Origin of the sequence: Pseudomonas sp. S35 (genome assembly GCF_009866765.1) — a bacterium.
GTDB lineage: Bacteria > Pseudomonadota > Gammaproteobacteria > Pseudomonadales > Pseudomonadaceae > Aquipseudomonas.
Window position 1 is genome coordinate 2,722,624 of the sequence record NZ_CP019431.1, and the last position, 12,863, is coordinate 2,735,486.

Here is a 12,863-nt window from a genome sequence, read left to right on the forward strand (position 1 = left end):
CCATGATTCCGACGTTTGATTCCAATAGCCCCGAAGCGCTCGTTACCTTGCGTGAATACCCGGCAGGCACCGTGTTTGAGCGGCACACCCATGCGCGCGGGCAGTTCGCCTATGCCTCTTGTGGCGCCCTGCGCATGTTCACTGACCAGGGCAACTGGGTGGTGCCGCCGCAGCGGGCGATCTGGGTGCCCGTCGGTGTGCCCCATGAAATGCACATGCGCGGCGATGTGGTGATGCTCAACACCTATCTGGATGATGAGGCGGCGGCGCGTGCCGGCCTGCCGGAGCGCTGCCAGGTATTTGACGTCTCGCCACTGCTCAGGCATCTGCTGGAAGCGGCATTGGCCATCGGACCAGCGGCGCCGGCCAGCGTCAGGCAGTATTGCGTGCTGACGCTGTTGATCGATGAAATGGGCGCCATGCCCGAGCTGCCCCTCAGTGCCCCGTTGCCCAGCGAGGTGCGGCTTGCAGCGGCCTGTCAGCGTTTTCTCGAAGCGCCCACCCAGACACTCTCCATCGACGATATGGCCGATTGGTCGAACATGAGTCGCCGCACGTTTACCCGGCACTTCCTGGAGAACACCGGCATGACGTTTGTAGCCTGGCGCCAGCAGGTGTGCCTGCTGGAAGCCACCGCACGCCTCAGCCACGGCGTGTCCATTACCGATGTAGCGTTCGGGTTGGGCTTTAGCAGCCCCAGCGCCTTCACGTCGGTGTTTAGGCGCAACCTGGGCGATTCACCTGCGCGTTACCTGGCAAAATCCAAGGCGGCGGCTGCGTTCTGATCGTTTGGCAGCCGCCACGTCGGTCAGGATTCACCTTCCAGTGGCCCTGCCTTTGTTACTATCGCCCGCCCTTGTCACCAGGAGTCACCGGCCCATGCAACACCAGTGGGATGAAATGCACCGCACCCGCAAACCCACGTTCGTACTGTGTGGCGAGCCTCAGGGGGATGTGCTCAATCTCTACGTGCACGGCTATTCGGCGTTCTTCAACCGGCAGCAACTGGGCAACTTCAAGGCCCAGTTGGCGGGCATCGACGGTTCGACCAACCTGATGCTGTTCTGGCCGGCGGGGCATTTTCTGGAAAACCTGTTTGCGCCGTTCAAGGACGTGATCGCCGCGATGCTCGGCGGCGGCAGCGTGGGTGCGGCCACGGTGGGGGTAGGCAAGGCGATTGGCTATTTTCTCGACCACTACAAAAGTGTCGAGGCGCGGGTGGATGAGGTGGCCAGGAGTTTGCTGCCGGAACTGGCCGCTTACCTGCATGGGGAGTCGCTGCAGGTGCGGCGTATCAACCTGATCGGCCATTCCCTGGGCGCGCGGATTCTGGTCAAGAGCCTGCTGGCCAGCCCCGAAACCGCACGGGAGCTGCCGTTGGACAACCTGTTGTTGATGGGTGGGGCGATCTGCACGTCGAGCCCGTGGGATGAGGTGTCCGCGCCGCTCAAGGGGCGGCTGATCAACTGCCATTCCAGCAAGGACTGGGCCCTGGCCCTGAAACCGGACACCGAGCGTTGCATCGGCCGTTACGCGATCCCGGTCACGCCGGCGCTCAAGGCCAAGGTGACCAATGTGCACTTGGCCACGTTCGACCACGCCGCCTACTGGCCACAACTGCAGACCGTGGTGCAGTACACCGACCTGCTACACGAGCGGCGCGGCATGATCCGTTCCGACCAGCGCAGCAGCGAGGTGCGCTTTGCCGAAGAGGACGTGGAGCTGCTCCCGGTGTTGATGCAGGCACGGCCGCAAGAGTTGAAGTTTCTCGCCGAGTTAATGGCGCAAAAGCGCAGTGCGTCGATCGACGCTACGGTGCGCGAGCCGCTCAAGCTGGCCATCGAGTTGCAGCGCATGGGCGGCGATACCTTTATGAACCTGGCCCGTGGTCATGGCGTGAGTTATCGCCAGCTCGCCGAAGAGGTGGCGCAGCGCCTGGGAATCAAGTTCGATGAGGCCCTTGAAAACGTGGTACTGGCAGAGGTTGAAGCCCGGGTCGCAGAGACATTGATCCAGCAGTACAAGGAAAAACTCAGCAATGCGGACCGGCAGGTGTTCGACGCCGAACTCAAGGCGGCCGCGCAAAAAGAGCAGGGGTTGTTCAATCGCATTGATGTCGGTCGTTCGGCCACCACGGCGCTTAGCGGTACTGCATTGGCGGGGCTGACCGGGTTTATCCTGCGCCGTGGTGCGGCCACCGCTATCCCTGTGGTGGGCCAGGCGTTAGCGGCGGCGATGCTGTTGGTCAGCGGTGTGCGGGCGTTTTCTGGCCCTGCGTATTCCATCACCACCCTGGCCGTACTGGTGGTCGGGGTGATTCGCCAGCGCATGGAGCGGGAAGCGCTGAACCAGGAGATGGACCTGGTAGTGCAAGCGGTGGAGGCGTTTGATCTGCCTCGGGATACGGTGATGCGCACGGTCGTGTCCGACTGATAAGCTACGCCCCTGTCTAGTGTGTTTGCCTGGGATACCGCGTGAAATTCAACCTGCCGAAAATCGCTACCGCTCCGTTCTGCCCACCGGAGGTGGCCGGTTCTGTCGCCGTTGACCCCAAGGCTTCATTCTTCAAGCGCATGCTGATGTTCGCAGGTCCCGGCCTGCTGATTTCCATCGGCTACATGGACCCAGGCAACTGGGCCACGGCTATCGAGGCGGGTTCGCGCTACGGCTACAGTTTGTTATTTGTGGTATTGCTCGCCAGCCTGGCAGGCATGGCTGTGCAGTGCCTGTGCTCGCGGCTGGGTATCGCCACGGGCAAGGACCTGGCGCAACTGTGCCGTGAGCGCTACAGCAAACGCTCCGCGCGCACCCAGTGGTTGCTGGCGGAAGTTTCGATTATCGCCACCGACCTGGCCGAAGTGCTCGGCTGCGCCCTGGCGTTTCACTTGCTGTTGGGCGTGTCGCTGACCACCGGCATTGTCATCACCGCGTTCGATACGTTGCTGATCCTGGCCCTGCAAAACCGAGGCTTCCGTCGCCTGGAAGCGATCATGTTGGCGTTGGTGGCGACCATCGGCGTGTGTTTCTTTATCGAACTGGTGTTGATCAAGCCCTATTGGCCGGATGTGTTCAGTGGCTTCACGCCGTCATTGTCGGCCATCAGCGATGCCGCGCCGCTGTACTTGGCCATCGGCATCCTGGGTGCCACGGTCATGCCCCATAACCTCTACCTGCATAGTTCGATCGTGCAAACCCGGCTGATCGGCAAAGACCTGGCCAGCAAGCAGGACGCGGTCAAGCTGGCGCGTATCGACACCATCGGCTCCCTGGCGCTGGCCCTGCTGGTCAACGCGGCCATCCTGGTACTCGCCGCGGCTGCGTTCCACAAAACCGGCCACACTGACGTGGTGGAAATCCAGGACGCGTATCACCTGCTTGACCCGCTGGTCGGCGGTGCATTTGCCAGCATCCTGTTCGGCGTTGCGTTACTGGCGTCGGGGCAAAGCTCGACGTTTACCGGCACCATCGCCGGGCAGGTGATCATGGAAGGCTACTTGAACCTGCGCATTCCCTGCTGGCAACGCCGCCTGATCACCCGTGGGCTGGCCCTGATCCCGGCGTTTCTAGGGGTGTGGCTGATGGGCGACGATGCGATTGGCAAGTTGCTGATCCTCAGCCAGGTGGTGCTGAGCCTGCAACTGCCGTTTGCACTGTACCCACTGATCCGCATGACGAGCGACAAGCAACTGATGGGGCCGTTCGTCAATCGGTTGCCTACCCGGCTATTGGCGTGGTTTCTGTTTGCGGTGATCAGTGGGGCGAATGCGTGGTTGATTGGCCAGTGGGTGTTTTAAGTCATCGATCCCAGTAAGGCACCGCACCAAAACACTCAACGAAGTAATCAATCACCGTCCTCACCTTCAGCGACAACCGCCGACTCCCAGGCCATAGCGCCGCAATCTGCTGGGGCTCCAGGGTGGTCGCGACCTCGTACTCCGTCAGCACGGCCTGCAGGGTACCGGCGCGCAGGCTTTCGCCGATCAGCCAGGATGGAAACACCACCAGCCCCAGGCCCTGTTCGGCGGCGTGAGTGAGCGTGTCGGCGTGGTTGCCGGTGATCGGGCCTTTGACGCTGTAGGGTGTCCAGTTGCCCTGGTTGCGACGCAAGAACCAGCGTTGTTGGCCGGTGATGCCTTTGTAGGCCAGGCACTGGTGGTTGATCAGCTCGTCAGGGTGTTGGGGCGTGCCGTGTTGCTTCAAGTAGGCCGGGCTGGCGGCGATCCGAAAACGCTGGGGCGCAAAGATACGCGCCTGCATGCTGGAGTCGTTGAGCACGCCGATGCGAAACAGCAGGTCGGTGCCATCTTGCAGGGGGTCGACGTAGGTATCGGTTTGCTGGATATCCAGTTGCAGCTTCGGGTAGCGCCGGCACAACTCCCCGAGCCAGGGTGACAGGTGGCGCTGGCCGAACACCATCGGCGCATTGATACGTACCAATCCGGCGGGTTCGCTGTCCTGCTCCTGCAAGGCCTGACCGGCGGCTTCCAACTGTTGCAGCATCAAGCGCGCATGCCGTCCCAACAGGCGCCCAGCCTCGGTAGGGCTCACCGCCCGAGTGTGGCGGTAGAGTAACTGCTGGCCGAGCGCCTGCTCCATCAGCTGGATCTGGCGCGAGATCGAGGAGGGCGCCAAGCCTTCGCGGCGCGCCACTTCGGAAAAACTGCCGTGGTCCAACACGGCGACGAACAGGCGCAGTGCCTTGAAACTCAGTTCATTCAAACCCTGCATTGAGGCTCCGTGCTGTGCGTTTTGCGCAAAGGTGTTGTCGGCATGCTCCCATTTATCGCACAGGACGGCCACTGGATAATGCGCGCCATCCAATCCTTTGTTCAAACGCAGGTGATGTATGCAGGCCAGTTCTGTCGAGGGTGTGGCGCAAGCCGCGCCGAAAAACAACCTGTTGAGGTTGCTGTTGTTGCCGCTGGTGATCATGGCCGGTATGGGCCTGTCGGTGGAGGCCGGTTTACTTGGGCCCTTGGGCGAGCAGGTGGGGCATTTGTGGGCGACCTTGAGCATTTTTGGCGTGGGTTCGGCCATCCTGTTTTTGCTGCTGTTGTTCAGCGGCCCGCAAAAAGGCCCGGCGCTCACCGAGTTGCCACGCTGGCAGTTGATCGGCGGCTTCCTGGGCCCGATCTATGTGGTGGTGCTGACCCTGGCCACGCCGCATATCGGTATTGCCATGACCATGATCGCGATTCTGTCGGGGCAGGTGGGCAAGAGTGTGTTGATTGACCACTTCGGTTGGTTCGGTGCGACGCGCAAGCGCGTCAACGGTGAGCGCTGGATTGCCCTGGCGTTGATTGTGGTGGCACTTGTTTTGATTGCACGAGGGTAAGGCGATGAATCTGATTTTGTTGTTGGTCGTGGTGGTGGCTGCGGGCGCAGTATTGAGCGTGCAGGCGGCCATCAACGGCCGGCTCGGCCAGACGGTCGGCGTACTGCGCAGCAGCCTGGTGACTTTCGGGGTCGGTGCCCTTGTCACGGCGTTGCTGATTTTCTTCTTCGAACCGGCCCAGGCGGTAAGCCTGTTGGACGTGCCCAAGTGGCAGTTGACCGGCGCGCTATTTGGCGTGGTGTACATGATGGTGATGGTCGGCGCGGTGCCGGTTGTCGGCACGGCCGTTGCCACCGTCGCGGTGATCACCGGGCAGTTGGGCATGGGCATGCTGATCGACAATTTCGGTTGGCTGGGCAACCCGGCCATTGAACTGTCGGGCAGTCGGGTGCTGGCGATGGGGTGCCTGGCCCTGGCACTGGTGTTCATGTACCGCAGTTCTACCCGTCAGGCCGATTAAGCGGTTTCCAACTCCAGCCGCAAGCTATGGTCGGACAGGCGCTTGCGGTCCTTCACTACCCCGCTGGTCCGTTTGCCCTCCAGCGCCAATACCAGTGTTTGCGCTGACTGCAGATCATCCGGCAGCGGCTGGAACACTTTCAGTACCAGCCAGCCGGGTCTGCGCTGCACGCTAACTTGGCACTCGACATGCCTGGCCAGTGGCCCGAACAGCGTGTCCTGGGTGTAATCAATCCGCGCCTTGCCGTTGACCTGTGTGGGTAAAGCCATAGGATGTTCTCCTTGATCAAGCCTGAGCGCGCGCGTCCCAGCGGCGCCATTGCACGTGGGGGGTATAAGTCAGTGATCATTGGGGCGGGTAAAAATTCACTCGGATTGTCGAGCGGTGGTCATTACCATGGCGGCTCACCCTTGCTTGATGTGCCCATCATGGCCCTGGCCGCGCCCCCCGACCTCAGTGATCACGCCGTCCCCGTGCAGCCGCTTGCGCGCACTTACGCGCGAGGGTTGTACGTTGAGCCCCACAGCCACGATTGGGGCCAATTGCTCTACGCCATGAGCGGTGTGATGTGGGTCGAGACGCCACGCGAAGCCCTGGTGGTGCCGCCCCAGCGTGCGGTATGGCTGCCGCCGGGGGTGGAGCACGGGATTCGCGTGGTCTCGGATTTGCAAATGCGCAATATCTACCTGCGTCCGGCGCTGGCGGCGACGCTGGACAGCCAGGTACAGGTGATCGAGGTTGGTGGGTTGCTGCGCGAGTTGATCGTCACGCTGGTGGACGAAGGTGACAGCGGCGATGCGGCGTATTACGACGCCGTGGTCAGCCTGGCCTTGCTGGAGTTGCAACGGGCACGCCGCTCGCAGATCCGCATCGCCATGCCCGTGGAGGCCGACCGCCGCCTGATCAGCGTCTGCCAGGCTGTCATGGCGACGCCGTCCCTGGACATCCCGTTCGAGCAGCATGCCGACGTGGCCGGTGCCAGCGTGCGCACCCTGGCGCGGTTGTTCCAGAACCACCTGGGCATGGGCTTCGCCGAATGGCGCCGTCAGGTGCAGCTGGCAACGGCGGTGGCGGAGTTGATTCAGGGCCAGTCGGTCAGTGGCATTGCCCGGTCCCTGGGCTACTCGCCGAGCAGTTTCAGCGACATGTTCCGCCGTGAGCTCGGTGTCGCGCCTTCGCAGTACACCGGCTGAGGTTTGGCCGAAATCCTGAAGTACTTGGCCGATGCCTTCGGGACGGGCTCCCTACACTGAGCCCATCCACCCACACGGCGCAGCCCCCATGAACTACCTGATTTCCCTCGCTATCGGCCTGTTGGTCGGTGTGATCTATGGTGCCCTGGATTTCCGCTCACCTGCACCGCCGGCCATTGCTCTGCTCGGCCTGATGGGTATGTTGGTTGGCGAAAAACTCTGGCCCGTGGGGCGACAGTTGGTCAGCGGTTGGTTGTCCTGATGCCTTTTTCTCTTCGATGGATGTGCTGCCCATGAAAGCCCTGCAATTTTCCGCCACCGGCGACCTCAACAGCCTGAGTTTCGTCGACGTTGCCACACCGGTGCCGGCTGCCGATGAGGTACTGGTACACATCAAGGCTGCGGGCCTTAACCCCAGCGATGTAAAGAACGTACTCGGGCGTTTCCCCTACACCACGTTGCCCCGTATTCCGGGCCGGGATTTTGCCGGGGTGGTGGTTGAGGGCTCGCAGGCGCTGGTGGGCCAGGAGGTCTGGGGCACGGGCCGCGACCTGGGTTTTTTCGCCGATGGCGCCCACGCCCAATACCTCACGGTCTCGGCCAGGGGCGTGGCCCACAAGCCCGCACATTTGAGCTTTGCCCAGGCGGCGAGCCTGGGGGTGCCGTATACCACCGCCTGGGATGCGTTGGAGCGCAGTGGCGTGGGCAAGGGCACGCGGTTGCTGGTGATCGGCGCGAACGGCGCGGTGGGTAGCGCGGCGTTGGCCCTGGCGAAAATCCGTGGCGCCCAGGTGTTGGCAGCGGTACGCAAGGTCGAACAAGTCGAGCGGCTGCAGGCGCAAGGTTACGCGGCGATGGCCCTGGGCAACCCTGAAGACCTGGGTGGGCAGGTGAATGCCGTATTCAACGGCGGTGCCGATGTGATCTTCGACACCACCGGTTTCTGGCTGCCCGCCGCCGTGGCCGGTCTCGCGCCCTTCGGCCGTATCGCCATCATCGCCGCGCCGGTGGACGGCCACGTGCAACTGCCGGCCCTGGCGCTGTACCGCAAGGGTGGTTCGGTGGTTGGGATCAACTCGTTGCTCTACACCTGCGAGCAGTGCGCGGTGATGCTGGAGCAGTTCGGGCGGTTTTTTGACGAAGGTTTGCTACCACTGCCGACCGGTCTGCGCGAAGTGGCGCTGGCGGATGGGGTGAGTGGCTACGCGGACGTGAACCAAGGCAGCGCGGACAAGATCATCCTGCTGCCTTGATTCCACCGGTCATGCCTCGGGAACGCCTTTTTCCCAGGCTGACCAGTGCGTGAGGATCGCCTGTACCAACGGATTGCCCGTGCGGTACAGGTTTTCCAGCGCAGGTGCAAAACCGCCCTGGTCTGCGTATTTGAGCAGGTTGTCCACCTCGCTGTAGCCAGGGTACGGTCGGTCGAAGTCCGAGCCCGCGCGCACCACCGCCAGGCGTTGGATATCCACCAGGCCCTCACGGCTGGCCCGCAGCAGCGCTTCGTAGGTGGAGTTGTCTTCCTGTTGGGTGGTGCAGTATTCGCCTTTGTTGTCCGTGAGCAGTTTGGTCCAGACCTCGGCGCGTTCGCTCAGGCGCGTGCCGGAGAACCAGGTATTGCCCGCCAGCGTGTCGCAGCGGGTGACTTGCGGCGGCTGGTTGGCTGGGGCCGCAGGATAATGCTTGCGCCAGGCCGCTGACTCTTTGCTTTCCGTCAGCTCGACTGTTTGCGACAGGGCAAACGCCTTGGCTTGCAGCTTGGGATTGAGCTCAAACACCTCGGTCTTGTAGTCCAGCGGCGGCTTTTCGTTGGGGCCTTTGGTGTTGATGCCGATATAGCCGGTCGGCCAATCCTTGGGCGCATCCCGCGAATCCAGCTCCCACTGGGTGCCGAACTCCACCAGGTAATGGGCCCAGGCAGCGGTGCCGATGGTGCCGTGCTTGGGGCTGATGCCGGCGATCCCGGCGATCAGGAAGTAGCTCTGGCGCAGGTCGAACTTGGGCGACAGCGCCAGGGCCAGGGTGGAGGCGGCGGCATTGGTCTGGCCCATGCCGGTCACCAGCAGGCACACGTCCTGGGTGTTGCAGCGGATCACCGGGTACTCGGCGGACAAGCCCGGCACACGTACTGCTTGCTTGAGTTGCAGGCGCTCGATCCAGGTTTGCGCCTCGGGGGCGAACATGGTGATTAGCATCACTTTGGGTTTGATCGGCGCCGGCGTGTCTGCCAGCGCCAGGTGCGGCAGCAGGGCCAGGCCGACGGCTATCGAAAGGCGAGTAAAGGTGTTCATCTCATGCTCCTTGATCAGAATTGGTAACCGACACCGGCGTAGTAGCCCCAGCCGTCGGAGCGTGCACGGAAGTTGCCTTCGCCGAAATTCAACTCGCTGCCATCCTCCCAGTTGCCGCCGTTGTGGAAATAACGGCCGACCAGGGTGAAGCGCAGGTGGGTGAACGCGTACAGCAGCACGTTGGTCGCGACCAGGGAGTTGGCGGTGCGCGCCGGGTTGTCCTTGTGCAGGTCGGAGCCGAAATCGTAGTTGGTGAAGCCGATGTAGGTCAGCGAGGCGCCGTTGTCGAATTTGCCGATGGGCACGATGTACTTCATCTGCGCGCGGTAGCCGTCCCAGGAATATTCATTGCTGGCGCCGTAGTTTTCCCACTGGTAACGCCCGTAGAAGTTGGCCGACAGGTTGACCCGTGAGTGGGTGTCGATGTCGGTGCCCAGGCCGCTGTACAGGGTGTTGGCACGGTTTTCCTTGTTGCTGCCGTGGTCGTAGATCCAGTCGAACGCCACGTACCATTCCTTGAACGGCCCGATGGCCAGGCTGCGACCGGCCAGGTAGTCGATGGAGATACGCGGTTCATGCTCCATGAACACCGGCGAGCCGTGGTCCCACACGCCTTTGTCATTGCTGTTGCCGATGCCGAGGATCTTTGGCACGTCAATGTAGCCATACAGCTCGAAAGGGCCCTTGCGGCCGAAGTATTCGTATTCGAGGTAAATGTCATCGGACGGCTTGGGGCCGAAGCTGATGTCCTTGCTGCCGATCAGGGTCAGGTCTTGGTTGAACCATTCTGAGAGGTAAGGGCCTTTTTTCGAGGGGGTGGCGTCAGGGCTCAGGGTTTCGCCCTGTGCTGAGTCATCGACGGGTGATTCCTGCGCCAAAATGGGTGCGCTGAGTACTCCCGTAACGGCGGCCAGTAGCAAGGAAACACCGAGGCAGGCATGAGGCCTTGAGGTGGAGTGCATTGAAAATCCCTATTCGTACGCGGTTTGAACCCGATTCCTCAGGTCATGGTGAACTTGGCTGTCAAGTTCGTACCGCAAACGTTTGCATAGGCTGTACCAACTTTGCTCAATGGCTTGAATGGCCTAGGAAAAAGCAGAATTAGTCGACCTTTTGATCAGAAATGGCTGGGTGTCATTTTTTCGAGGCGATTGAACGAGTGCATGGCCGTTTCGCGGCGGTACTCGCTCGGCGTCTGGTTCATCTCGATCCGGAAGTGTCGGTTGAAGTTGGACAGGTTGGCGTAGCCGACTTCAAAGCAGATATCCGCCACGGACCGGTCGCTTTGCAGCAAGAGCCGACAAGCGCGCTGCACGCGGAACTTGCGCATAAGGTCGATGAAACCGTGGCCGGTGTTGCGCTTGAAGAACCGCGAAAAGCCCGGTTCGCTCATGTCCAGTTGCTGAGCGATCACGGACACACGCAGGTCGCCGGTGAGTTCGCGCATCAGGTAGTCGAAGGCCTTGTTGATGCGCTCGGCGCTGCGCACGTCCAGGGTGGGCGCGTAGCACGCACTGGCCAAGGCCTTTGCCTGCGTGGGCGGGGCGTTTTTCAGGGTGTCGAGCAGTTGCAGGAACAGGATCAGCCGTTGCAGGCCGTAGGCGTTGCCGATGTCTTCCATCAAACGTGCAGCCTGTATGGCGGTGTCGCCGCTGAACTCCAGGCCGCGCCTGGCCTGTTCGAACAGCGGCTGCACATCGCCCAACTCCGGCAGGGTCTTGCGCAGGGCGAGGAGGGCGGCGCCGTCGAATTGCAGCACCACATCGCGCCCGCTCAGGTGCTCGCCGGGGGCCAGCTCGCCGATCCAGTCGTGGGGCAGGTCCGGGCCGATCAGTGCGAGATGGCCTGCGCTGAACGCACCGATATAGTCGCCCGCCACCAGTTTGCCGCTGCCTTGGCGGATCAGGTGGATTTCGAATTCGGGGTGATGGTTCCAGCGTGCCAGCTCAAAGGGGTAATCGTGTTCGAACCAGCGGAAGCAGTGGTCCGGCTCGGGCAGGATCACTTCGAGTTCGGCGGGGCGATGCTCGAACAGTTCGGCGCGGCTGACGGGCATGGTGCTGCCTCTTTTTGATTGGGTTGTATCAAAATACGCGCCCTGGGCCGCTGGGCGCTACCTCCTGTTTCGTGCGGCACCGATACTTTTTTGCGCGGGGTGTGGCGGTTAAAAAAGTACCATCCGAGCATCCGCCACGCGTTTGTGAGGGCCTGGCCAAGCTGCTGTAATCGGCCCTCAACAACAAAAACAACAGGTGGAAACCGCCATGTCAAAGCTCCCCCAAGCATTGTTCCTGCTGTGCGGCCTGGCCTTGGCCATGCCCAGCCATGCCGCCGAAACGGTGACCATCGCCACGGTCAACAACAGCGACATGATCCGTATGCAGCGCTTGTCCAAGGTGTTCGAGCAGCAGCACCCGGGCATCAAGCTCAATTGGGTGGTACTCGAAGAAAACGTACTGCGCCAACGCCTCACCACCGACATCGCCACCCAGGGTGGGCAGTTCGATGTGCTGACCATCGGCACCTACGAAACCCCACTGTGGGGCGCCAAGCAGTGGCTCGAGCCGCTGACCCGACTGCCGGCCGACTACGACGCCGAAGATATTTTCCCTTCGGTCCGCCAAGGCCTGTCGGTCAATAACACCCTGTATGCCTTGCCGTTCTATGGCGAAAGTACCGTCACCTATTACCGCACGGACCTGTTCAAGCAAGCGGGTCTGAGCATGCCTGCGCATCCCACCTGGACCCAGCTCGGCGAATTCGCCGCCAAACTCACGGCCAGGGATCAAGGCCAATACGGCATGTGCCTGCGCGGCAAGGCTGGCTGGGGTGAGAACATCGCACTGCTGAGCACTATGGCCAATGCCTTTGGCGCACGTTGGTTCGATGAGCAATGGAAGCCCGAGCTGACCAGCCCCGAGTGGACGGCGGCCGCCAACTTCTACGTCAACACCCTTAAGCAATACGGCCCGCCGGGCGTGTCCAGCAATGGTTTCAACGAAACCCTGGCACTGTTCAACAGCGGCAAATGCGCGATCTGGGTGGACGCCAGCGTCGCCGGCTCCTTTACCACGGATACCAGCCAGAGCAAGGTCGCCGACAGCGTTGGTTTTGCTGCCGCGCCCACTGAAGTGACGGACAAAGGTTCCTCCTGGCTGTACGCCTGGTCCCTGGCCATTCCGGCCACCTCCAAGCACAAGGACGCCGCCAAGGCCTTTATCACTTGGGCCACGTCCAAGGACTACATCCAATTGGTCGCTGACAAAGAGGGCATCACCAACGTGCCGCCGGGCACGCGCCAGTCCACCTACAGCGAGGCGTACCTCCAGGCCGCGCCGTTTGCGTCGGTGACACTGCAGATGATGAAGCACGCCGACCCCGCCAACCCTTCAGCCAAGCCCGTGCCCTACGTGGGCATCCAGTACGTGACCATCCCGGAGTTCCAGGCGATCGGTACCTCGGTCGGCAAGCTGTTTTCGGCAGCGCTCACCGGCGGCATGACGGTTGACCAAGCCTTGCTGCAGGCGCAGTCCACCACCGAACGCGAAATGAAACGCGCCGGCTATCCCAAGTAACCTTGACGG

14 protein-coding genes are annotated in these 12,863 nt (G+C 62.0%); 9 read left to right on the forward strand and 5 right to left on the reverse strand.

The features are described from left to right. The first annotated feature begins 2 nt into the window (after positions 1-2). From PspS35_RS12320 to PspS35_RS12330, 3 genes are all read left to right on the forward strand, one after another. Positions 3-785, forward strand: coding sequence for a helix-turn-helix transcriptional regulator (locus tag PspS35_RS12320; RefSeq protein WP_159934807.1), 783 nt, complete (start codon positions 3-5; stop codon positions 783-785). A gap of 94 nt (positions 786-879) precedes the next feature. Then, positions 880-2,433: a DUF726 domain-containing protein gene (locus PspS35_RS12325; RefSeq protein WP_159934809.1), complete on the forward strand. Its 1,554-nt coding sequence runs from the start codon at positions 880-882 to the stop codon at positions 2,431-2,433. 41 nt (positions 2,434-2,474) lie between these two features. Beyond that, entirely contained in the window at positions 2,475-3,794 is a 1,320-nt protein-coding gene (locus tag PspS35_RS12330) for an Nramp family divalent metal transporter (protein ID WP_159934811.1), read from the forward strand. 1 nt (position 3,795) lies between these two features. Here the strand turns inward: PspS35_RS12330 and PspS35_RS12335 are convergent, their stop codons facing one another. Continuing rightward, the gene (locus tag PspS35_RS12335; protein WP_159934813.1) at positions 3,796-4,728 is read right to left on the reverse strand and encodes a LysR family transcriptional regulator; all 933 of its coding nucleotides are present in this window, start codon (positions 4,726-4,728) and stop codon (positions 3,796-3,798) included. A gap of 118 nt (positions 4,729-4,846) precedes the next feature. On the opposite strand from PspS35_RS12335, the gene PspS35_RS12340 reads away from it, so the two are divergent. After that, the gene (locus tag PspS35_RS12340) at positions 4,847-5,335 is read left to right on the forward strand and encodes a DMT family transporter (protein WP_159934815.1); all 489 of its coding nucleotides are present in this window, start codon (positions 4,847-4,849) and stop codon (positions 5,333-5,335) included. 4 nt (positions 5,336-5,339) lie between these two features. Then, on the forward strand, positions 5,340-5,795 hold the full coding sequence (locus PspS35_RS12345; RefSeq protein ID WP_159934817.1) for a DMT family transporter: 456 nt from the start codon (positions 5,340-5,342) through the stop codon (positions 5,793-5,795). On the opposite strand, the gene PspS35_RS12350 is transcribed toward PspS35_RS12345, so the two are convergent. After that, entirely contained in the window at positions 5,792-6,064 is a 273-nt protein-coding gene (locus PspS35_RS12350; RefSeq protein WP_159934819.1) for a hypothetical protein, read from the reverse strand. The two genes, PspS35_RS12345 and PspS35_RS12350, sit on opposite strands and share 4 nt — an antisense overlap. A 159-nt stretch (positions 6,065-6,223) precedes the next feature. On the opposite strand from PspS35_RS12350, the gene PspS35_RS12355 reads away from it, so the two are divergent. The 3 genes from PspS35_RS12355 (at position 6,224) to PspS35_RS12365 (ending at position 8,241) form a co-directional block, all read left to right on the forward strand. Beyond that, complete coding sequence (locus PspS35_RS12355) at positions 6,224-6,988, forward strand: helix-turn-helix transcriptional regulator (protein WP_159938036.1); 765 nt, start codon at positions 6,224-6,226, stop codon at positions 6,986-6,988. Between the two features lie 88 nt (positions 6,989-7,076). After that, positions 7,077-7,250, forward strand: coding sequence for a DUF1427 family protein (locus PspS35_RS12360; RefSeq protein ID WP_159934821.1), 174 nt, complete (start codon positions 7,077-7,079; stop codon positions 7,248-7,250). Positions 7,251-7,281: 31 nt separating this feature from the next. Then, a complete protein-coding gene (locus PspS35_RS12365) occupies positions 7,282-8,241 on the forward strand; it encodes a zinc-binding alcohol dehydrogenase family protein (RefSeq protein WP_159934823.1) in 960 nt (319 codons plus the stop codon). Between the two features lie 9 nt (positions 8,242-8,250). Here PspS35_RS12365 and PspS35_RS12370 read toward each other — a convergent pair whose 3' ends face one another. The 3 genes from PspS35_RS12370 to PspS35_RS12380 form a co-directional block, all read right to left on the reverse strand. Continuing rightward, positions 8,251-9,279 (reverse strand): purine nucleoside permease, encoded by a 1,029-nt coding sequence (locus PspS35_RS12370; protein ID WP_159934825.1) that lies wholly within the window; start codon positions 9,277-9,279, stop codon positions 8,251-8,253. A gap of 14 nt (positions 9,280-9,293) precedes the next feature. Next, positions 9,294-10,241 (reverse strand): nucleoside-specific channel-forming protein Tsx, encoded by a 948-nt coding sequence (locus PspS35_RS12375; RefSeq protein ID WP_159934827.1) that lies wholly within the window; start codon positions 10,239-10,241, stop codon positions 9,294-9,296. A gap of 155 nt (positions 10,242-10,396) precedes the next feature. After that, a complete protein-coding gene (locus PspS35_RS12380; protein WP_159934829.1) occupies positions 10,397-11,335 on the reverse strand; it encodes an AraC family transcriptional regulator in 939 nt (312 codons plus the stop codon). Positions 11,336-11,543: 208 nt separating this feature from the next. On the opposite strand from PspS35_RS12380, the gene PspS35_RS12385 reads away from it, so the two are divergent. Then, complete coding sequence (locus PspS35_RS12385) at positions 11,544-12,854, forward strand: sugar ABC transporter substrate-binding protein (protein WP_159934831.1); 1,311 nt, start codon at positions 11,544-11,546, stop codon at positions 12,852-12,854. The last annotated feature ends 9 nt before the right edge of the window (positions 12,855-12,863 follow it).